The sequence below is a fragment of the Pantoea rodasii genome, from assembly GCF_002095465.1.
Classification (GTDB): Bacteria; Pseudomonadota; Gammaproteobacteria; order Enterobacterales; family Enterobacteriaceae; genus Pantoea; species Pantoea rodasii.
Genome location: NZ_MLFP01000086.1, coordinates 679,493 through 700,486, shown reverse-complemented (window position 1 = coordinate 700,486; position 20,994 = coordinate 679,493). Strand labels below are relative to the sequence as shown.

General features: G+C 54.7%; 15 protein-coding genes and 6 pseudogenes. 11 read left to right on the top strand and 10 right to left on the bottom strand.

The genetic code is table 11. The features are described 5' to 3' along the window. Positions 1–5: 5 nt before the first annotated feature. Positions 6–653, top strand: a complete 648-nt coding sequence (gene osmW / locus HA45_RS26635) for an osmoprotectant ABC transporter permease OsmW (protein ID WP_100700534.1) — start codon at positions 6–8, stop codon at positions 651–653. Further along, positions 653–1,788, top strand: a pseudogene (gene osmV, locus HA45_RS26630) (osmoprotectant ABC transporter ATP-binding protein OsmV). The gene osmW and the pseudogene osmV overlap by 1 nt, the downstream one beginning before the upstream one ends. 523 nt (positions 1,789–2,311) lie before the next feature. Here the strand turns inward: osmV and HA45_RS26625 are convergent. The 4 genes and pseudogenes from HA45_RS26625 to HA45_RS26610 form a co-directional block, all read right to left on the bottom strand. Continuing rightward, the gene (locus HA45_RS26625; protein ID WP_100700536.1) at positions 2,312–3,682 is read right to left on the bottom strand and encodes a nucleobase:cation symporter-2 family protein; all 1,371 of its coding nucleotides are present in this window, start codon (positions 3,680–3,682) and stop codon (positions 2,312–2,314) included. Positions 3,683–3,861: 179 nt separating this feature from the next. Beyond that, positions 3,862–4,563: a dethiobiotin synthase gene (gene bioD, locus HA45_RS26620; protein WP_100700537.1), complete on the bottom strand. Its 702-nt coding sequence runs from the start codon at positions 4,561–4,563 to the stop codon at positions 3,862–3,864. A gap of 105 nt (positions 4,564–4,668) precedes the next feature. After that, a pseudogene (mlc, locus tag HA45_RS26615) lies at positions 4,669–5,885 on the bottom strand (sugar metabolism global transcriptional regulator Mlc). A 135-nt stretch (positions 5,886–6,020) separates the two neighbouring features. Then, complete coding sequence (locus tag HA45_RS26610) at positions 6,021–6,917, bottom strand: LysR family transcriptional regulator (RefSeq protein ID WP_100700539.1); 897 nt, start codon at positions 6,915–6,917, stop codon at positions 6,021–6,023. Positions 6,918–7,011: 94 nt separating this feature from the next. On the opposite strand from HA45_RS26610, the gene ynfM reads away from it, so the two are divergent. The 3 genes and pseudogenes from ynfM (at position 7,012) to HA45_RS26595 (ending at position 10,215) form a co-directional block, all read left to right on the top strand. Continuing rightward, a complete protein-coding gene (ynfM, locus tag HA45_RS26605) occupies positions 7,012–8,268 on the top strand; it encodes a multidrug efflux MFS transporter YnfM/SxtP(Kp) (RefSeq protein WP_100700540.1) in 1,257 nt (418 codons plus the stop codon). 166 nt (positions 8,269–8,434) lie between these two features. Continuing rightward, positions 8,435–8,691 (top strand): annotated as a pseudogene (locus HA45_RS26600) (hypothetical protein). Between the two features lie 340 nt (positions 8,692–9,031). After that, positions 9,032–10,215 (top strand): annotated as a pseudogene (locus HA45_RS26595) (sugar transporter). 62 nt (positions 10,216–10,277) lie between these two features. Here HA45_RS26595 and bhsA read toward each other — a convergent pair. After that, on the bottom strand, positions 10,278–10,535 hold the full coding sequence (bhsA, locus tag HA45_RS26590) for a multiple stress resistance protein BhsA (protein WP_100700543.1): 258 nt from the start codon (positions 10,533–10,535) through the stop codon (positions 10,278–10,280). Positions 10,536–10,828: 293 nt separating this feature from the next. Here bhsA and HA45_RS26585 point away from each other — a divergent pair, with 293 nt between their 5' ends. After that, positions 10,829–11,479, top strand: coding sequence for a TetR/AcrR family transcriptional regulator (locus HA45_RS26585; RefSeq protein WP_100700544.1), 651 nt, complete (start codon positions 10,829–10,831; stop codon positions 11,477–11,479). 92 nt (positions 11,480–11,571) lie between these two features. Here the strand turns inward: HA45_RS26585 and rhaM are convergent, their stop codons facing one another. From rhaM to rhaB, 4 genes are read right to left on the bottom strand one after another with little or no spacing between them, the layout of a single operon-like run. Continuing rightward, entirely contained in the window at positions 11,572–11,886 is a 315-nt protein-coding gene (rhaM, locus tag HA45_RS26580) for an L-rhamnose mutarotase (RefSeq protein WP_100700545.1), read from the bottom strand. Then, on the bottom strand, positions 11,876–12,718 hold the full coding sequence (gene rhaD, locus HA45_RS26575) for a rhamnulose-1-phosphate aldolase (protein ID WP_100700546.1): 843 nt from the start codon (positions 12,716–12,718) through the stop codon (positions 11,876–11,878). Before rhaD ends, rhaM begins: the two co-directional genes overlap by 11 nt. Positions 12,719–12,728: 10 nt before the next feature. Then, a complete protein-coding gene (locus tag HA45_RS26570; RefSeq protein ID WP_100700547.1) occupies positions 12,729–13,985 on the bottom strand; it encodes an L-rhamnose isomerase in 1,257 nt (418 codons plus the stop codon). Continuing rightward, positions 13,969–15,450, bottom strand: a complete 1,482-nt coding sequence (rhaB, locus tag HA45_RS26565; RefSeq protein WP_100700548.1) for a rhamnulokinase — start codon at positions 15,448–15,450, stop codon at positions 13,969–13,971. Before rhaB ends, HA45_RS26570 begins: the two co-directional genes overlap by 17 nt. Positions 15,451–15,739: 289 nt before the next feature. On the opposite strand from rhaB, the gene rhaS reads away from it, so the two are divergent. Together rhaS and rhaR are read left to right on the top strand one after the other, a co-directional pair. After that, positions 15,740–16,561: an HTH-type transcriptional activator RhaS gene (rhaS, locus tag HA45_RS26560; RefSeq protein ID WP_100700549.1), complete on the top strand. Its 822-nt coding sequence runs from the start codon at positions 15,740–15,742 to the stop codon at positions 16,559–16,561. A gap of 14 nt (positions 16,562–16,575) precedes the next feature. Further along, a pseudogene (rhaR, locus tag HA45_RS26555) lies at positions 16,576–17,441 on the top strand (HTH-type transcriptional activator RhaR). A gap of 43 nt (positions 17,442–17,484) precedes the next feature. Here the strand turns inward: rhaR and rhaT are convergent. Then, positions 17,485–18,522: an L-rhamnose/proton symporter RhaT gene (rhaT, locus tag HA45_RS26550; RefSeq protein WP_100700551.1), complete on the bottom strand. Its 1,038-nt coding sequence runs from the start codon at positions 18,520–18,522 to the stop codon at positions 17,485–17,487. Between the two features lie 367 nt (positions 18,523–18,889). Between rhaT and HA45_RS26545 the strand changes: the two genes are divergently transcribed. The 3 genes and pseudogenes from HA45_RS26545 (at position 18,890) to aldA (ending at position 20,960) form a co-directional block, all read left to right on the top strand. Beyond that, entirely contained in the window at positions 18,890–19,213 is a 324-nt protein-coding gene (locus tag HA45_RS26545) for a hypothetical protein (protein ID WP_100700552.1), read from the top strand. Between the two features lie 14 nt (positions 19,214–19,227). After that, a complete protein-coding gene (locus tag HA45_RS27260) occupies positions 19,228–19,326 on the top strand; it encodes a YoaK family small membrane protein (protein ID WP_141399000.1) in 99 nt (32 codons plus the stop codon). A 198-nt stretch (positions 19,327–19,524) separates the two neighbouring features. Continuing rightward, positions 19,525–20,960: pseudogene (aldA, locus tag HA45_RS26540) on the top strand (aldehyde dehydrogenase). Positions 20,961–20,994 lie beyond the last annotated feature (34 nt).

Genomic DNA, 20,994 nt, shown 5'->3' with positions numbered 1-20,994 from the left:
GCGTCATGGAGACTTTGCGTTACATTATGAGCAACTGGCACACCCTGATGGCGTTAACCTGGCAGCATACTTGGTTGGTGCTGGTGGCGGTGGGATTCGCCATCATTGTCGGCGTGCCATTGGGCATTTTGATTGTGCGCTTCAAATGGCTGGCGACGCCGGTGCTCGGTATCGCCACCATCGTACTGACCATTCCGACCATCGCGCTGTTTGGTTTGATGATTCCGCTGTTTTCTATGATCGGTCAGGGCATTGGTGCATTGCCTGCCATTTGCGCGGTGTTCCTCTACTCCCTGCTGCCGATTGTGCGCAACACCCATACCGCACTGGAGAACCTGTCGCCAGGATTGCGTGAAGCGGGCCGTGGTATTGGCATGACCTTCTGGCAGCGTCTGCGCTGGGTGGAAATTCCGATGGCGCTGCCGGTGATCTTCGGCGGTATTCGTACTGCCGTGGTGATGAACGTCGGTGTGATGGCGATAGCCGCAGTGATCGGCGCGGGCGGATTGGGCTTACAGCTGCTTGACGGTATCAGCGGAAGTGATGTGCGCATGCTGATTGCAGGTGCACTGATGATTTGTTTATTAGCGATTGTGCTTGATTGGCTACTGCACCGTTTGCAGTCGGCGCTGACTCCTAAGGGGATTCGATAATGATAAAGCTGGAAAACCTGACGAAAACCTTTACGCAAAAAAACGGCACCTCCTTCAACGCCGTGGATAACGTCAGCCTGGAAGTCCCTGCCGGAGAGATGTGTGTGCTGCTCGGCCCTTCCGGCTGCGGCAAAACAACCACGCTGAAGATGATCAACCGCCTGATCCCGGCCAGCAGCGGTAAGATTTTGATCAACGGCGAAGACACCAGCGGTCAGGACACCGTGACGCTGCGCCGTAATATCGGCTACGTGATCCAGCAAATTGGCCTGTTCCCCAACATGACCATTGAAGAGAACATTACCGTAGTGCCGCGTATGCTGGGCTGGGATAAAAAGCGCTGCCGCGAGCGAGCCACTGAGTTGATGAGCATGGTGGCGCTCGACCCCAGCAAATTCCTGCATCGCTATCCGCGAGAAATGTCAGGTGGCCAGCAGCAGCGTATCGGCGTGATTCGCGCGCTGGCGGCTGATCCTCCGGTGCTGCTGATGGATGAACCTTTCGGTGCCGTTGACCCGATTAACCGTGAAGTGATTCAGAATGAATTTCTTGAGATGCAGCGCCAGCTGAAGAAAACGGTGATGCTGGTAAGCCATGATATCGATGAAGCATTGAAACTGGGCGACCGCATCGCGGTTTTGGACAAGGCAAAATCGTGCAGTGCGCCAGTCCCGATGAGCTGCTGGCGAAACCGGCCAATGATTTTGTCGGATCCTTTGTTGGTCAGGACCGTACACTGAAACGCTTGCTGCTGGTGCAGGCAGGCGACGTCACCGATCAGCAGCCAACCATCACCGTGCAGCGCAGCACGCCGTTGCAGGAGGCGTTCGCCACTATGGATGACAATGATATGCGATCCGTCACCGTGGTGGATGAAGACGGCAAGCCGCTGGGCTTTGTTAAACGCCGCGAGGCACGAAATGCCCCCGGACGCTGCGAGGAGATGTTGCATACCTTCAAGGTGACGGGCAAGGCCGAAGAGAATCTGCGCGTCGTGCTATCAAAACTCTATGAGCACAACACCGTCTGGATGCCGATCGTCGATGAGGAAGGTCGTTACAGCGGTGAGATTTCGCAGGACTATATCGCAGATTATCTCAGCTCAGGACGTACGCGCCGCAGACTGAATCCTTAACCAATAGCGCGGCAATACAGCGATGACTGAATTTTACAGCAAATCGCACGACAGCCTGAACCCAGATAAGCCGCGCGATAGCCTGACTTCATGCAAACCGCACGATAGCTGAAACGTTGGAAGAGGCGGCAGAGGATTAAAGCGTCCTGCGCCAGGGATGGCGCGGGACGAGCCCCAGGGACGGTTTACGGCGTCTTTACGATCTGCCGCCTCTTCCGACGTACGCACCGACTCACAGCCAGCGGTTTAAACCCCCACCTCTTCCAACTCACTCACAATTTCAAAAACAATTTTCACACTGACTGAATCTCAGGGCATTTCGCACGACAGCCCGAATGCAAACAAACCGCACAGCCGCTGAAACGTCGGAAGAGGCGGCAGAGGAGTAAAGCGTCCTGCGCCAGGGATGGCGCGGGCCGAGCCCCAGGGATGGTTTATGGCGTCTTTACGATCTGCCGCCTCTTCCGACGTACGCACAAACTCACAGCCATTGGTTTAGATCCCCAACTCTCCCAACGCAAAATCAGTGATTTTCCTTCACCGCATTAATCACTCGCTCATCCCCCCGCTCCGATGGCAGCACAATATTCAACAGCATCGCCAGAATGCCGCCCGTGGTCACCGCATGACCAAACAAATTACTCACCAGCGGCGGCAACTGCTTCAACACCTCGGGCACCGCTTCTACGCCTAAACCAATGCCAAATGACACCGCGACGATCAACATCTCACGGCGGCCCAACGGTGATTGCGTCATCACACGAATGCCTGCTGCCACTACACTGCCAAACATCACCAAGGTTGCGCCGCCAAGAACCGGTGGCGGAATCTGCTGCAACACATTGCCGATCACCGGGAACACACCCAACAGCAACAGCATCACGCCAATCACCATGCCAACATAACGGCTGGCCACGCCGGTCATCTGAATCACGCCATTGTTTTGCGCAAAAGTAGTGTTAGGGAATGCCGAAAACATCGCGGCGAACAAACAGCTAATACCATCTGCCAAAATGCCGCCCTGCAAACGACGCTGGAAACCCTCACCCTCTATCGGTTGCTGCGAAATCAGGCAATTCGCCGTCAAATCCCCTACCGCTTCAATCACGCAAATCACCGACACCAGCGCAATCGGTACGAAAATGCTCCAGCTAAAATCAAAGCCAAAACGGAAAAATGAAGGCAAAACCAGCCAAGAGCTGGTGGCCATCGGTTTGATAGGCAGATGTCCAGTCAGTGCCGCAGCCAGACAGCCCACGGCAATGCCCGCCACCACCGCCACAAGTCGCGTCCAGCGATTAGCAGAACGGTTAAGCACGATAATCACCAGCAACGTCAGCGCGCCCAACGCCAGATTTCCCGGCGCGCCGAAGTCAGCGGCGTTATGACCGCCAGCCCAATCGGTAATGCTCACTTTAATCAAACTGATACCGATCAAGGTAATCACCGTGCCCGTTACCACCGGTGTCAGCACTTTACGCAATGGCGCAACACAACGGCTGATCAGCATCGGGATAAACGCGGCCACGAAGTTGCAACCCATGATCATCGCCATAATCGCTTCCGGTGAACCGCCCTGAGCTTTCACCATCAAGCCACCTGACAGGATGACACCGAGAAAAGCAAAGCTGGTGCCTTGCAGGCAAATCATACCCGCTCCGATGCCCATAAAGCGGCGCGCCTGCAGAAACGTCCCCAGGCCAGAAACCAGTAACGACATACTGATCAGATAGGGAATATAAGCCTGCAATCCGAGGATTGAGCCAATAATCAGCGGCGGGGTAATGATCCCCACCACGCTGGCAAGCACGTGTTGCAGCGCAGCGAAAAAGGCGGGAACCGGTCCAATGCGGGTATCAAGCCCGTACAATAAACCTTTGGGGGAGTGCGACATGTGAGTGCTCCGGCAGAATATTCATCAGCATGGCTGATGCATGATTCACGCCACAGGCAATCACATCGAAAAAGAAATTTATAACCGCATGAAAATAAACTGATTTAAACAGACAAACATCGGAAGCTGAATCCGAAACCTTAGATTCACCAACCGATCATTTGCATCACTTCGTTTCATCATGCCGCAGGCAGTGCACTATCAATGTGCAGCAACGCCTCATCCAGCAGAGAAATATCCAGATAACCACTCAACTCACGCTGCTCGGCACGCGGCAGATAGGGCAATTCACCCAACAGCGGTGCGCCTAGCTTCTCACGCAGAACTTCAATGATTTCAGCGTAATGTGCCAGTCCGGGATTAATACGATTGGCGACCCATCCCACCAAAGGCAGACCATCGCGGGCGATAGCATCAGCAGTCAGTAAAGCATGACTAATACAACCTTCCTTGATGCCTACCACCAGCACCACAGGCAGTTGTTCCTGTTGGACCCAATTCGAAAGCGGCTGCAGGTCATTCATCAGACTGCGCCAGCCGCCCGTTCCTTCCACCACGACGCGTTCTGCGCGATTTTGTAACTGATCGAGGCTGCGGCTCAGTAAGGGATAATCCATCCGCACGGATGCACTGGTGCTGATTTCATCCTCTTCCAGCGTAATGGGATTGACCGCGTGATAAGGGAGTTCGAGACCTGATGCCTGCTGCAACAGCAAAGCATCTTTATTACGCAACCCGTCTGGTGTGTGCTGTGCACTTTTGGCAACAGGTTTAAAACCCGCTGCACAGAGGCCCGCTTTGGCAAAACATTGTAATAGCCCACGTGACACGACGGTTTTACCCACCGCGGTGTCGGTACCGGTGACAAAGATTGTTTTCACCTTATTCCTCCTTCGGTAAAGCGATGTGTAACCTGCGAAGAAGGCAGTTTAAGGAAATGTTGATAACGGCAGATTGCGTTAGCGCAAACTTAAGGCGAGCAGTGATTAACCTTGCAACAGTTTCACCAATAAATGTCCGCTGTACAGCGAGTCTTTGATCAACGCGGCAGCACCGTGAGTACCAGGATCGCTGAAGCTGGTGGGTGTGAGCTGAATTTCATGGCTGTAAGCAGGCAAAGCCTGTTGACGAATGGTACTGCTGACGGCCGGAAACAGCACATCAGCCGCTTGATTCAACGGAGAACCGATAAGGATTTGTTGTGGATTAAAGATATTCACCATCATCGCCAGCATGCGACCAATATGGTGGCCGACACCGGCAATCACATCACGTGCTAGCCGATCGCCCTGCTGTGCAGCAGTACATAAACTGGCAATAGTCAGGGGCTGATGATGCAGCAAACTGTCGGGCTGCGAAGTTAAGCGCTGCGCCGCTAATTGCAATAAACTGCCGGTGCTGGCCACGGTCTCCAGACAGCCATGATTGCCGCAGTAACACTGCTGACCGTAAGGATCGATCTGCGTATGGCCAATTTCAACCAGCGCGCGCCCGCGTTTATGCAGTAATTGACCGCCGCTGATCACGCCCGCGCCCACCGTTTCATCAATCACAATTTGAATCACATCCTGCGCACCACGCGAGGCACCAAACAGCGCTTCGGCCAGCGTCCAGGCGGAAATATCGTGCTGCACAAACACCGGTAATCCCGTGAGCGTCGAGAGGGTTTCACCCAGCGGCATCTCCTGCACGTCGTAGCCCGGCATACGATGCACCACACCGGAAGCCGCATTGATCAAGCCCGGTAACGTGATGGCGATGGCGGTCAAACGCTCGAGTTTGCTCTGATGGCGAATAAAGAAGTCGTTAACCAGATCCTGCAACGTCTGCAGCAGCGGTTGCCCGGCGCTGGCAGGCAGTGGCAGGCGATCTTCCTGTACGCCCGGCTGCTGAGATCGCGCAGCGTAAGCGTGATCTGTCCCGGTTGGATGCGGATGGCAAGATAGTGCCAGGCAAGGGTATCAAGGATTAAGCCAATCGCCGGACGTCCGCGACTGCCGGGATCCTGAAACTCGGTTTCCTGCACCAAATGTGCATCAAGCATTTCACGCACGATTTTGGTGATGCTGGCGGGCGCCAGCTGGGCACGTTTAGAAAGCTCAATACGCGAAATCGGGCCGTAATGGTCAATCAGTCGGTAAACCACACCTGCGTTGGTCTGTTTTATTTGGTCAATGTGGCCAGGCTGACTGTCCAGATTCACGCCCTGCTCCCGGATATTTTCGCGCTTCTAAATAAACAGCAGCTATGGTGATGCAGATTGGCAGGCAGCGTCAAATATTTGATTAGAAATGTGATTTATCGCACATAAAGATCGGGCCATTATTCACCAACTGGTTCAAATCTCGGCATTCATCAACATCAGTTGCATCATATTGTGCATCTGCGCACTGGGTTCACGCGTGGCTGACCAGACCAGCCAGACTTCAGAAATGGCATCATGCTCCTGTAAGGGGATCCACACCACATCGGCCAGTCGAGCCCGTCGAAATGAGGCCGGCAAAATGGAAACGCCCAATCCGGTGGCCACCAGGCCAAGAATCGTCATCGCTTCACCCACTTCCTGAGTAATAAACGGTTTGATTTGATAACGGTGCAGCAGCGCTAGCGTTTCACTATACAAAGCGGTACCGCCCTGCGGATCAAAAAACACGAAGGGTTCGTTGGCCAGTGCCTGGATGGAGATCGATTCTGCATCTGCCAGCGGATGCGCCCAATGCACCAGCGCGCACAACGGCTCACGTAATAGCACTCGATGCTGCAAATCGCTCGGTAGCGGCGTGTTGCGCATCACGCCCAAATCCAGCCGACCTTCATGCAGCGGTGACAACTGCTGACGGGTGTTATTTTCCTGCATCGAAATGTGCACTTCCGGCCAACGCTGGCGGAACTGATACAGCGCATCGGAAACCAGCCCAGTAAACGGTGCCGAGGAAGTGAAGCCAATTCGCAACTCCCCTTCCTGGCCGCTGTGCACACGGGCGGCCCGACTGGCGGCCTGTTCTACCTGCAGCAGAATCGCACGCGCATCCTGTAAAAACAGCTGGCCCGCCGGCGTGATTTGCACACTGCGATTGGTACGCGTGAACAGCTGCGCGCCGATCTCCTGCTCCAGCTGCTGAATCTGCTGGCTGAGCGGCGGTTGGGAAATATTCAATCGTTGTGCTGCGCGGCCAAAATGCAGCTCTTCGGCGACGGCGACAAAATAGCGCAGGTGACGCAGTTCGACATTCATATTTAAAACGTCTTATTTGAGATTATTAATATATTGTACAACCTATTCCCACTTTCCTACAGTAATCAGACCGTTTCTCATCCAAGGATATTCCGTGAGTCGCTCTTCCCAGGCAGTGACAATTCATGAAGACGCGTTGTCCGATAAGCCTGCATCAACCGTAGCTTCTTCAGAATGGATTGAGCGTGGATCGCCGCAATTTATGCGCGTCACGCTGGCATTATTTTCCGCAGGATTGGCCACCTTCGCGTTGCTGTATTGCGTGCAGCCGATTCTGCCCGTGCTGTCACAACAGTTTGGCGTCTCACCCGCCGAGAGCAGCATTTCATTGTCACTCTCAACCGGACTGATGGCACTGGGCTTGCTGTTTACCGGCCCGCTATCCGATGCCATCGGGCGTAAATCGGTGATGGTCACCGCCCTGATGCTCGCGGCAATTTGCACGTTGATCTCCGCCACCATGACCAGCTGGCAAGGCATTCTGATGATGCGCGCGCTAATCGGCCTGTCTCTCAGTGGCGTGGCAGCAGTCGGCATGACTTATTTAAGTGAAGAGATTCACCCCCGGGTTATTGCCTTCTCGATGGGGCTGTATATCAGTGGGAACTCGATTGGCGGCATGAGCGGACGCTTGCTCACCGGTGTGCTGACCGATTTCTTCTCGTGGCGTGTCGCCGTCGGCGTGATCGGCTGCTTCTCATTGGCTGGCGCCCTGATGTTCTGGAAAATTTTACCCGCGTCACGCCATTTCCGCCCCGCCTCTTTGCGCCCACGGAGTCTGCTCATCAACTTCCGCCTGCACTGGCGCGACAAGGGGTTGCCGTTCCTGTTTGCAGAAGGTTTTCTGCTGATGGGCGCGTTTGTGACGCTGTTTAATTACATCGGCTACCGTTTATTGAGCGCGCCCTGGTCGTTAAGCCAGGCGGTGGTGGGACTGCTGTCGGTGGTTTATCTGACCGGATCGTGGAGTTCTCCTAAAGCAGGCGCGATGACCAGTCGTTTTGGCCGTGGCCCGGTGATGATTGGCGCCACCGCGATCATGCTGGCTGGGCTGCTGCTGACAGCCTTCAACACGCTCTGGCTGATACTGCCGGGCATGATGTTGTTTACCGCCGGCTTTTTTGCCGCGCACTCTGTCGCCAGTGGCTGGATTGGTCCACGCGCACGCCGCGCCAAAGGGCAGGCCTCCTCGCTCTATCTGTTCAGCTATTACGTGGGTTCCAGCGTGGCGGGGACGTTAGGCGGCGTGTTCTGGCACAGCTATGGCTGGATGGGCGTGACCCTGTTTATTAGTGTGCTGTTGCTACTGGCTTTGTTCGTCGGCTGGCGTTTGCAGTGCCGAAAACTGTAATACCTTTCATCTTTATCCGGGGCCATTGAGCCCCGCTTCAACCTGACGTCCCCTCCCCAGCGCGATCAATCAGTTCCACTTAAAACAAAACGGTGATTCATCGCTATAATTCATTCTATTCCAACAATAGTTAGATTTTCTTTTTTCACAGCAATGAGGACGTTAGATGCAACTCTATTATTACGTCGATAAGCAAGCCGGCTATAACGACAACCATGTGGTACATGCAACGGGTTGCCCGTTTCTTCCATCCGATGGCGCACGGCGTTTTCTCGGCACTTTTTACACCGCAACCGCCGCCATCCAGCAAGCGCGCAAATATTACACCAGCGCGCTGGGCTGTGAGCATTGCTGCCCGGTGGCGGTAAAAAAAACCTGACCACTCAACATAGCGTGGCGCTAAAACACATGGTGAGACTCTGATAATGCTGGCCTGACCATGGAGTAGCGCTTAAGGGGTTATGATAAGCACCGCTGTCACATCGTTCTAATATAGAAACAGCCGGCTTAATCATCACTGGATCTTAATGCGCTACGCACCGCTTTTTCCCGCGACCCGATTCATTCCTGTCAGCCCATCACAATTGTTAATAACCTCAGGCTATTAACCGGGCCTTTTGCGATAAAAAATAATCAGTAATAAAAACCGCTCTCATGGTTTTCATCCGCTCACTAATGCTCCACAATAGCCACAATTTGTGACACAGGTCACTTAACCGGGTGCGTTTCACCCCCTCACTCGTGTCTGATCGATTTGAACTCCATGCAATCAACTACCGTTTCACGTAAAACAGCCTGGCTACGCGTTGTGCTGTTGGCTATTGCCGCTTTTGTTTTTAATACCACTGAATTTGTCCCTGTTGGCTTGCTGTCGGATATCGCCGCAAGTTACGCCATGAAGACCGCCGATGTTGGCATCATGCTGACCATCTACGCGTGGGTGGTCGCATTGTTGTCGCTGCCATTGATGCTGCTGACGCGCAATATTGAGCGCCGTCTGCTGCTGTCAGTCTTATTTATCCTGTTTATCGTCAGCCACGTGCTCTCCTCCGTGGCATGGGATTTTAACTCGCTGGTGTTATCACGTATCGGCATCGCCCTGGCTCACGCGGTGTTCTGGTCGATTACCGCATCGCTCGCCATTCGAGTGGCCCCAGCCGGCAAGAAAACGCAGGCGTTGAGCATGCTGGCAACCGGCACGGCGCTGGCGATGGTGCTGGGTGTACCGATTGGTCGTATCGTCGGGCAATATCTGGGCTGGCGTACCACCTTCGGCATGATCGGCTTATCCGCGCTGGTACTGCTCATTCTGCTGGTGCGGATATTGCCGCGTCTGCCGAGCGAGCACACCGGTTCACTCAGTAGCGTGCCGATGCTGTTCCGCCGTCCAGCCTTAGTCGCCATGTACGTTCTGGTGACGCTGGTGGTCACTGCGCATTATACCGCTTACAGCTACATCGAACCCTTTATGCAGGTGGTGGCAAACGCCGATGAGAACTTCACGACGCTGCTGTTGCTGCTGTTTGGATCGGCAGGCATTATTGGCAGCGTGCTGTTCAGTACGCTAGGCAACAAGTTCCCATCGGCAATGTTACTGGCCGCTATTGCCATCGTGACGTTGAGTATGGGTTTGCTGGTGTTTGCTGCCGTGCGCCCCGCTGCTATTACGCTGGTGTGTATTTTCTGGGGCATGGCGATGATGATGATTGGCCTGGCAATGCAGGTGCGCGTCTTGTCACTGGCACCGGATGCCACTGACGTAGCGATGTCATTGTTCTCAGGAATTTATAACATTGGGATTGGCGCGGGTGCCTGTTGGGTAATCAGGTTAGCGCACATATGAAAATGTCGGATGTGGGTAACGTGGGTGGCGTCATTGGCCTCGTTGCGTTGTTCTGGTGTATCACCATCTTCCGTCGATATCCGCAACTCCGCTCCAACGGCTAACACACTTCATAACCAGGGGCACACATCGGTGCGCCCCTGCGCCAATTATTGCGCTTTGGTGATTAGTTATAAATTACCGCTGTGCCATTTAGCTTGTTGTTGCCAGAGGTCGAAGTGATGCGGAACGACTTTGCTCCGGCAGCATTCGCCTTCTCCGATAGCTGGTTCTCCAGTGACGTCAGGTTAGTGCTACCTGATGCGCTCACCACACCGATTTGCTGTTGATTCAACGGTGCCTGATTGACTAAGTCGGCAGCCATGCTACCAAACGCGATGGATGACAGTGCGACAGCAGCTAATACCAGTTTAATGCTTTTCATGATCGTCTCTCTTATGCAGATGAAAGGGGCCGGTTGAATTAAGTTAACAACCGTTAATTAAATGCTAGCGCCGAAGTGGGTATCTCGTCAATCATTTTATTAACGGTCGTTATTTTATTTGAAAGTGGCGTGATTATGGGCTTTAGCGCCCTTTTCCACTTATCGATTTGAGTGTTGCGACAGCGGTAAAGCACAAACGGGCAAAGCGGGAAGAAGAGAATGTCGGCTGCGCTTGCATGTTTAGTTAGCGATCGGTAATTTAATCACATGTTCCTGATGCAGCGAGGTGCGCTATGACGCAAATTACCGACACGCTTAATCGAAAAACGCGTGGCCGTCCTAAAGTCTTTGATCGCAACGATGCGCTGGATAAAGCGTTGATGCTGTTTTGGGCGCACGGTTATGAAGGGACATCGCTGTCGGATTTGGTGGACGCAACCGGTGCAAAAGCGCCGACGCTTTACGCTGAATTTGAGAATAAGGAAGGTTTGTTCCGGGCGGCAATGCAGCGCTATATCGATACCTTTAGCGCGCAGCGTAATCAGGTGCTCAATGATGAATCACTCGATGTGAAAGCCGCGATTGAAGCCTATTTTCGTGCCACCGCAGCCTGTTTTACCGAGTGCGATAAGCCCGCGGGCTGTTTCTTTATCTGCACCTCCAGCGCGCTGTCATCGGGTTCAGACGAGATTGCGCAGCTGCTGGCTAAGCAACATCATGCGCAGGAAAACGCCTTGAAACAGTTTTTGGATGTTCGACAGCAGCGCGGGGAATTACCGCCCTGCGCCAACAGCAGCACGCTGGCCAGCTATCTCGCCTGTGTGTTGCAGGGCATGTCGGTGCGCGCCCGTGAAGGCGCAAGTCGTGATGATCTCGATGGCATTGTGGATACGCAGATGGCCATTTGGCCCGCCCTCGCAGGCTACTGCGCGTTGAACGCATGATATCTTGCCGAGACGTAACGTTTTATCACCCTGAAGTCGGGGCGACCTCCCGGCCGCCCCTTAATTGCGCTCAAGCGTAATATTTGCCAGCCTTAGGGCATAAAAAACATCGGTTTTAGCGCGTGGCCAATCGGGCTGTTGTCCGGATTTGATGGCATCAGATCCTTCATCGATGCCCACCAGCGCTGGCACACTTCGGTGTTCGCCACCGCCTCCCAACGCGCTTCCGACTCTATCTCCACGCTGGCGAACAACAAGTCACGTTCAGCATCGAGCCAAATCGCATAATTGTGCGCGCCGTGGGCTTTCAAGGTCTGTTCCAGTTCAGGCCAGATCGGTGAATGGCGACGCAGATATTCATCGTGACAGTGGGCATGCACCTGCATCACAAAGGCTTTACGCAACATCACTGCGCTCCGCATCCAGCGCTGCCTGCCACGGTTTGACGGCGAAGCGTTCACCCAGTGCCACCAGCTGTTCGGTGCTGATGCTCTGGCGAATTCCACCCATCGACAAGGCTTTGACCACCACTTCCGAAGACTTCTCGGCCGTGTCGATCAGACCAAATGTCTCGTCCAGATTCGGGCCAGCACCGAAAATCCCGTGGAACGGCCACATCACCAGGCTGTGCGATGCCATGGCATCGGCGGTGGCCTGACCAATCTGGTCGGTGCCCGGCACCATCCATGGCAGAATGCCAACGCCATCCGGGAATACCACCAGACATTCGGTGCTGCCTTCCCACAGCAAGCGCGTGAAGCGAGCGGAATCCAGATTCACCACGTAACTCAGCGCCATAAAATTGGTGGCGTGGCAGTGCATGATCACGCGGTCAACCCCGTTGGACACCTGCTTACGCACACTGTGCGACTGGAAATGCGCCGCCAACTCCGAGGTCGGCAACCCGCCGTTGCTGAGACCCCAATGGATTTTGTACGACAGCCCTTTATCGTCCACCTGTAAGAGCGCCAGACAGTCGGCCGGATCGAGCTGAACATTGCGGAAGAATTTTCCTGAACCGGTCACCAGGAACCAGTCGTTGGCCAGCGCCGGCGCTGGTTTGGTCAACTCAATACAGCGCGGCTCGGCATAAAAATCAGCTGACCAGGCCTGCGCTTCTTCCGGCAGTAAGCGCAGGCTGACATTGCCGCCATTGCGCTCATCCCAGCCCTTTAGCCACATATCACTGGTGGCTTTCACCATGTCCTGAACAAATGAAGAAGAGAGAATATTTTGCATGGTTGATCCCTTAACGTAGACGCAATGTTTGTTGTTCATAGTGGCGGACGTCGCTCAGCCAGCTGGCATCGGCAGGCACATCATGGCGCAGACACCAGGCTTCCCAGACCGCTTGCCAGGGCAGGGATTTCTGCTCTTCCAGCAGCGCCAGACGCGCGGTGTAATCCCCTTCCTGCTCTAATGTGCGTAATTGATCGCTGGGTTCCAGCAGTGCGCGCAGCAGCGCCTTTTTGGCATTGCGCGTGCCAATCACCCAGGCTGCGATGCGGTTGATTGAGGCGTCAAAGAAGTCCAGACCGATATGTACTTTGTCGAACAGTTTGTGGCGTGCGATCTCAGTGGCGATGGCCTGTGTTTCATCATCGAGCAACACCACGTGATCGCTATCCCAGCGTACGGGACGGCTGACGTGTAACAGCAGGCGCGGCACGTACAGCATGGCGGTGGAGATCTTGTCGGAAATCACTTCGGTTGGATGGAAATGTCCGGCGTCAAGCGTCAGCGCCGTTTGACGGCTGGCGGCGTAACCGAGGCAAAACTCATTGGAGCCCACGGTGTAACTCTCCGCACCGATACCGAACAATTTGCTTTCCACTGCATCGATGTGATGACGCGGATCGAGCTTCTCGCTGATTACCTCATCCAGCGCGCTGGCAAGACGTTCGCGCGGTGCCAGACGATCGATGGTGAGATCTTTCATGCCATCCGGCACCCAGATGTTCATCACCGATGGCGTACCGAGCTGTTCACCGAAGTGCGCTGAAATACGGCGGCTGGCTTTGCAGTGGTCGATCCAGAACTGGCGAATACCTTTATCCACATGGGATAACGTAAAGCCGTCGGCGCTCAGCGGGTGTGAGAAGCAGCTGGGGTTAAAATCCAGTCCTAACTTATTGGCTTTCGCCCATTCTACCCAGCCGCTGAAGTGTTTCGGCTCAATGGCGTCGCGCTCAACCGGCGTGTCACTTTCCAGATAAATGGCGTGCAGATTGAGACGTTTGGCGCCGGGGATCAGTGACATGGCTTTCTCAATGTCAGCGCGCAGTTCATTTGCGTTTCGTGCCCGCCCAGGATAATTGCCGGTGGCCTGAATGCCGCCGGTTAATTCGCCATTTGGGTTCTCAAAGCCACGGACATCGTCCCCCTGCCAGCAGTGCATCGATACCGGGATACCATCCAGTTGCGACATCGCCTGTTCCACATCAATACCCAATGCCGCGTAGCGTTGTTTCGCCAGTTCAAAGGCTTGTTCAATCAGCTTTGTCATATGCAAGTTCCTTAGCAGGTTGGCTCAGCGCCGCAAAGCGAGCCTGATGGGCTGCAAAGACGCTGGCATTCTGGGGTTCAAAGGTTTTTAACGGGAAGTTTTGACTGATGCAGCGGCGTAAATCGGCCACATCGCGCAGTTCGCCCAACGCCATCAGTTGGCAGCCCACATTACCCAGCGTTGAGGCCTCAATCGGGCCCGCCAGCACCGGCAATTCGCAGGCATCGGCACAGAGTTGGTTTAGCAGCGGGTTCTGACTGCCGCCGCCGACAACATGCAGTTGGCGAATGGGGCTATCGCGCAGGGTGCTCAGTTCGCCAATCACCTGGCGATAGAGCAGTGCCAGGCTGTCGAAAATGGTGCGCGCCAGCGCTGCAGGGCTTTGCGGAATCGGCATATGCTGCTCGGCGCAGGCGTTTTGAATCTCCTGCACCATGCTGGCGGGATTGATAAACCGTGGATGATTGGGATTGATCAGAGCACGGCAGGCGGGTTCATTTTCCGCTTCGCCAATCAGTGGGCAGAGATCGGTGATGTGCAATTCGCTGCACACGCGCTGCAGCAGCCACAGACCCATGATGTTTTTCAACACCCGATAACCTTCCGCACCCCCTTCATTGGTGATGTTGGCGTCGAGCGCCGTGCGGCTGACGCAGGGCTGCAGACTTTCAATGCCCATTAAGGACCAGGTACCGGAACTGAGGTATGCGGCATCATCCTGCATCAGCGGCGTGGCCAATACCGCGCTGGCGGTATCATGCGTCGCAACGGCCACCACCGGAATCTTTTTGCCGCTGGCATTGATCCAGTTGCCCACGGTATTCCCCGGCGCTGTGGGTTTACCAAACCAGTCAGCATCTATACCCGCCCACGCCAGCAACTCGCGATCCCACTCGCCGGTTTCAATATTGAGCAACTGCGTGGTGGTGGCGTTGGTGTACTCCCAGTTCATGTTGCCGGTGAGACGGTAATGCAGATAATCCGGGATCATCAGTGCATGTTTGACCTGTGCCTGCCAGTCCGGCTGTTGCTGGTGTAGCGCACGCATTTGATAAAGGGTATTGAACGGCAGAAACTGGATACCCGTGCGTTGGTAAATCGCGGCTTTACCCAGCTCACTGACCGCTTGTGCCATCAATCCATCGGTGCGCGGGTCACGATAACTGACCGCCTCGCCAACGCGTTCGCCTTTGGCATCCAGCAGCACCAGATCCACGCCCCAGGTATCGATGCCGATGCTATCCGGCACGATGCCTTCATCATCTAATTGCGCCAATCCTGCACGAATCGCCTGCTCCAGGCTGTCGAGATCCCAGCAGTCATAACCGGCGCGACGAACACGCTGATTGGCAAAACGACATACTTCACGCAGGGTGATGCGCTGGTCAGCAGAGGTCCATTGTGCGAGCATCACGCGCCCGCTGGATGCGCCTAAATCAATGGCAACAATGTTACGCATACTCATGGCGTTTCTTCCTGTGATGAGATGCCTTTAGCGTATGAATCCTGGCGCCTTGCCACCTTCCCCTTACTGCCAGCGCGTGATAGTGGCTGGCAGGCTGGCAAAGATGATCGTGAGAAAGCTCACAGAACCGAAGGACAGCAGAGTTGTGAGCGTTACCGCAATTCCATCAATCACTTGGCCGATCTTGAATAATTCGCCATTTTCCTGCGCTGGGCGGTTTAAATTTCAAGGTAAGGTGCACAGCGCCTGCGTAGACTCGGTTGCAAAATTGTTAATTGAGAGGCGCATCATGACCGTTCTGCACAGTGCTGATTTCTTCCCTGAAGGAAACTACGCCATTGCCATTGAGCCGCGCGTGCCGCAGCAGGCCTTTCCCGAGCATCATCATGATTTCCATGAAATCGTGCTGGTTGAGCAAGGTTCTGGCATTCACGTGTTTAACGGTCAGCCGCAAACCCTGTGCGCAGGCTGCGTGTGCTTTGTGCGCGATCACGATCGTCATCTGTATGAGCAGACAGAAAATTTGTGCCTGACCAACGTGCTGTACCGCAGTCCGGCCGCGTTTCGCTTTCTCTCCGGTTTACAGTCTTTGTTGCCCGGTGACGAAAACGGCAACTATGCGTCGCACTGGCGTATCAATCACAAAGTGATGGCGCAGGCACTGCAGATCGTGACGCAAATGAAACAGCAGGATGTCTGGTCGCTGGAACGTCAGGCGCATCAGGAGCAGCGGTTTTTGCAACTGCTGGTGCTGCTGCGCGAAGCGGGTCACAACGATCAGGCACAGGGTCAGGAAGCGCGCCTGCATCGGTTGCTTGACTGGCTTAATGAGCATTACAGTGAAGATGTTGAGTGGGATGCGCTGGCCGATCGCTTCTCACTTTCGCTGCGCACCCTGCATCGCCAGATGAAGCAGCAAACCGGCAATACGCCGCAGCGCTATCTCAATCGGCTGCGTTTATTACAGGCACGGCATTTACTGCGCCATAGTGATATGCGCATAACGGACATCGCCTATCAGTGTGGATTCGGTGACAGCAACCACTTTTCCACGCTGTTTCGGCGGGAATTTGGCTGCGCGCCCCGAGCGGAGCGCCAGCAGATGTTGTAATCGGAGTGATTCCCATGTCGCTGATCTTGACGCGCCAAGACTATTTCCCGGCCACCAATCTGCCGATTGCCGTGGCCGAACGCATGCCTCAGCCCTCCTTCCCGCCGCATCGTCATGAATTCAGCGAAATTGTGATCGTCTGGCGCGGTAACGGTTTACACGTGCTCAACGATCGTCCCTGGTTAATCACCTGCGGCGATGTGTTCTATATCCGCGACAATGATTGCCACAGCTATGACAGCGTCAACGATTTAGCGCTGGATAACATCCTCTACTGTCGTGATCGCTTTCGTCTGAGTCTCGACTGGAGCCAGCTACTGCCCCGCAGGACGATGATGCACCCGGCTGCTGGCGCTTAACCACGCGCGGCATGGCGCTGGCGCGCGGGGTGATCAGCCAGCTTGAACGGGAGAGCCGTAAAAGTGATTCATTGTCGATTCAACTCTCTGAAGCCCTGTTCCTGCAGCTGGCGCTGATCTTGCGCCGCCATGGTTATGCAGCCGACCGTCCATGGGCGCTGCCGGAAGGTGAACAGCTTGATTTGCTGATGTCGGCCTTACAGGGTGCGCTGCACCGCCCATTCGACCTGGCCCATTTTTGCCAGCAAAATGAATTAAATGAACGTGCCCTAAAGCAGCTGTTCCGCCAGCAAACCGGCATGACGGTGGGTCACTATTTGCGACAGCTACAGCTGTGCCAGGCAAAATATTTGCTGCGCACACAGGATTGTTTAATCAGTGAAGTGGCCGCACGCTGCGGCTTTGATGACAGTAACTACTTCTCGGTGGTGTTTACGCGCGATACCGGCTTAACGCCAAGTGCGTGGCGCCAGCGTTTTCTCCCTCAGCGCGAACCGCTCATCGAAAATACCAAAGCCTGACGCAACGTGCTGTGCGTCAGGCTCACCTCTCATGGATTGACCATTAGCCGTTGGCCATGCCCAATCCAACGATGTTAGCGGCAATGATGATCACCACACAACCCAGCGACAGCACGCGCACCGGACGTTGCCCTACCGCTTTCCACTCTTTCATTACCAGGCCAACCAAACCGCCACACAGCACATACAGGCTCATGTGCAACATCCAGCTGACAAAGTCGTATTGCGCAGGGATTTTCGCGTGACCCCAGGCGTAGAAGAAGAACTGCAGATACCACATGGTGCCGCCGAGTACGGCGAAGGCCACGTTGGCCAGCAGCATCGGTTTCGCCACTGAGAAATCACGGCGCACCGACAGCTCTGGTTTGATCGCCAGACGGATAAAGCAATAGGCCAAGTTGACCAGCGCACCGCCGCCCATGATGACGACATAACTCGGCAATGCCACGTACAGCGGGTTGATACCCAGATTGGCTGCCGCCTCATGCATCGGTTTCGCCGCATCCATCGCGAACGACATCCCGGCCGAGAAGATGCCGCACAATACCGCCAGCACCAGCCCTTTCTTGAGATTAAATTCTTCCGCGTTGATGCCGAGTGCACGCTCTTTTAACAGCCCGGCACGTGTGACGATCGCTACACCCACTAACGCCACCAGCACGCCTAACAACGTCATGCGCCCGCCCGCCGAGCTGAACAGCTCAACAAAGCGACCCTGCAGCAGCGGCGTCATCAAGGTACCGACCACGAGGGTGATACCGATGGCGATACCAATGCCCATCGACATGCCGAGATAACGCATGGTCAAACCATAGTTGATGTTCCCGACGCCCCACATGGCACCAAACAGAAACACCGGCAGCAGCTGTGAGAGGCTAAAACTGCCGTAATACGCCCAGAAGTTGGGTAGCAGCACGGCGCTGACCGCCCATGGCAGAATCAGCCATGACATCACGCCGCCCACTGACCACATTGTTTCCCATGACCACTTTTTTACCTGCTTAAACGGAGCATAAAAACATGCGGCACTGGCGGCACCCACCAGATGCCATAAAATACCGGCAAGAATGGCACTGTTCATTGTTATTCCTTCGTAAGGTTGAGGCCCACAGGAAACCGACAGTTTCCCGATTAGCAGCAGTCTACGGTGGGCAGCTTTTCGTCAGCCTTTGGATGGCTGCCGGAAAGCGCGCGGTGCTGGCAAAATTCGGCGGGTCTTCAACATGAGGATCACAAAATCGCATTTGCAGGCAAGATTCTGACTGATTTTCATAAGTGACTTATTATTGGGGATATTTTTTATTTTTTGTTGTGTTGATCGACACAGTTTTTGACTGACTGCCAGCCTGCTGTTTAACATGGCAGTCACGCAAAGCCGCCCGATGAGCTTTCCCCCACGTGGCGAATTCCGTATAACGTTGGAAAAATCATCGCAACGAAGGAATGAGATGAATAGCAAAAGGTTAACGCTGCTGCTGTCGCAGCCGGTGAGCCGCGTGATGCTGGACGATATCCGCGCCATTGTGCCGCCCCAGGCGTTGAACGTGTTCATTAATGGATTGGATGAAGAGCGTTACGCCACACTCGACTGCATTCAGAGTGAAGAGAGCTGCGCCCTGCTGGCATCGGCCATCGTGGTGTGGCGCCAACTCGGGCATATTCATCGCATTCGTTATCAGAAAGGCGAGCATCTGCGCGAAGTGGATGACGCCAGCCAATTTCAGCTGTTCAGTATGATGAAAACCCATCGCGCCATTGTTCAACTCGCTTAACGATCAGGATAATTATGAAAATCGGACTGCTCTTCCCTATTGCCATCATCATTGCTGGCGTCAGTTTCCTCGCCTGGTTCATCGCCAGCGGCGCGGCAGTGCCGGGTTCCTGATATTTCTGCATCAAGTGGTGATGAGCTAACACGCTGAATACGCGGCATTTCAACAGGAATGCTGCGTCTGTCGTACCGTTCTTCCCTTCTCTGCCATCCCCTCATCCGCTCTGGCACTGACAAAAAGGTGCTACACCTTGATCTGTTTCACTCTTCTTTCACACCATGCTAACGAAACCGATCGCGGAGACCCTACAGATGACAACACACCATCAACATTACATTAATGGCGCGTTTGTAAACGATCAGAACGACAAGTGGATTGAAGTGATTAACCCCGCAACGGAAGCGCTGCTGTCTCGCGTGCCTGAGGGCACTCAGCACGATGCGGCGCAGGCGATTGCTGCAGCAGAAGCAGCACAGCCCGGCTGGGAAGCCTTACCCGCAGTAGAACGCGGCAACTGGTTGCGCAAAATTGCCGCCGGTATCCGCCAGCGTGAACCCGAATTGACGGCCACGATCGTGGCGGAAGGCGGTAAAACACAGGGGCTGGCGCAAACGGAAGTGATGTTCACCGCGGATTATCTGGATTACATGGCCGAATGGGCGCGTCGTTATGAAGGCGAAATCGTGAATAGCGATCGCCCGAATGAAAATATCTTCGTGTTCAAGAAAGCCATCGGTGTCACCACCGGTATCCTGCCGTGGAACTTCCCGTTCTTTTTGATCGCGCGTAAAGCGGCGCCAGCGTTAATTACCGGCAACACCATCGCCATCAAACCCAGTGAACTCACGCCCAACAACGCGGCGATTTTCGCGCAGATTGTGCATGAGATTGGCCTGCCGAAAGGGTGATTAATTTTGTGTTTGGCTATGGTCCTGAAGTGGGTCAGGAGCTGGCGGCCAACCCAAAAGTCGGCCTGGTGAGCCTGACCGGCAGCGTGGGCGCGGGCATTGCGACTATGCAAGCCGCTGCGAAAAATGTCACCAAGGTGTCGCTGGAACTCGGTGGTAAAGCGCCCGCCATTGTGATGGATGATGCGGATCTGGATCTGGCCGTGAAGGCCATCGTTAGCTCACGCGTGATCAACACCGGACAGGTGTGCAACTGTGCAGAGCGCGTGTATGTGCAGGAAGGCATTTATGATCGCTTTATCACTGCTCTGACTGCCGCGATGAAGCAGGTGAAGTTTGGCAATCCGGCCGAACAAACCGACATCGATATGGGCCCGCTGATCACCGCTGCTGCGCTGGGACGCGTCGAGCAAAAAGTCGCCAACGCGGTGTCTGAAGGCGGAAAAGTGGTGCTGGGCGGCAAACGCGCCGGTGATAAAGGTTTCTACTTCGAGCCGACGATCATTACCGGTGTGCGCCAGGAGATGGAGATCATGCGTGAAGAGATCTTTGGTCCGGTATTACCGGTGATGAGCTTTAAAACCCTCGATGAAGCCGTGGCACTGGCCAACGATTGTGAATATGGCCTGACCTCTTCGATTTACACCCAAAACCTAAATACCGCGATGATTGCGCTGCGTCAGCTGAAGTTTGGTGAGACCTACGTCAACCGCGAGAATTTCGAGGCAATGCAGGGATTCCATGCGGGCTGGCGTAAATCGGGTATCGGCGGTGCGGATGGACGTCACGGACTGGAAGAGTATCTGCAAACCCATGTGGCGTATTTGCAGTTCTCCTGAGTGAAATACCTGGCTGGACAAGCTGTCCAGCCAG

What these genes read in the sequence shown, in the direction of transcription:
- rhaS (WP_100700549.1), top strand. Translation starts at nt 15,740, where the DNA reads ATGACCGTTCTGCACAGTGCTGATTTCTTCCCTGAAGGAAACTACGCC.
- HA45_RS26545 (WP_100700552.1), top strand. Translation starts at nt 18,890, where the DNA reads ATGAATAGCAAAAGGTTAACGCTGCTGCTGTCGCAGCCGGTGAGCCGC.
- rhaD (WP_100700546.1), bottom strand. Translation starts at nt 12,718, where the DNA reads ATGCAAAATATTCTCTCTTCTTCATTTGTTCAGGACATGGTGAAAGCC.
- rhaT (WP_100700551.1), bottom strand. Translation starts at nt 18,522, where the DNA reads ATGAACAGTGCCATTCTTGCCGGTATTTTATGGCATCTGGTGGGTGCC.
- bhsA (WP_100700543.1), bottom strand. Translation starts at nt 10,535, where the DNA reads ATGAAAAGCATTAAACTGGTATTAGCTGCTGTCGCACTGTCATCCATC.
- HA45_RS26625 (WP_100700536.1), bottom strand. Translation starts at nt 3,682, where the DNA reads ATGTCGCACTCCCCCAAAGGTTTATTGTACGGGCTTGATACCCGCATT.
- rhaB (WP_100700548.1), bottom strand. Translation starts at nt 15,450, where the DNA reads ATGAGTATGCGTAACATTGTTGCCATTGATTTAGGCGCATCCAGCGGG.
- HA45_RS26570 (WP_100700547.1), bottom strand. Translation starts at nt 13,985, where the DNA reads ATGACAAAGCTGATTGAACAAGCCTTTGAACTGGCGAAACAACGCTAC.
- osmW (WP_100700534.1), top strand. Translation starts at nt 6, where the DNA reads ATGGAGACTTTGCGTTACATTATGAGCAACTGGCACACCCTGATGGCG.
- rhaM (WP_100700545.1), bottom strand. Translation starts at nt 11,886, where the DNA reads ATGTTGCGTAAAGCCTTTGTGATGCAGGTGCATGCCCACTGTCACGAT.
- HA45_RS26585 (WP_100700544.1), top strand. Translation starts at nt 10,829, where the DNA reads ATGACGCAAATTACCGACACGCTTAATCGAAAAACGCGTGGCCGTCCT.
- HA45_RS27260 (WP_141399000.1), top strand. Translation starts at nt 19,228, where the DNA reads ATGAAAATCGGACTGCTCTTCCCTATTGCCATCATCATTGCTGGCGTC.
- HA45_RS26610 (WP_100700539.1), bottom strand. Translation starts at nt 6,917, where the DNA reads ATGAATGTCGAACTGCGTCACCTGCGCTATTTTGTCGCCGTCGCCGAA.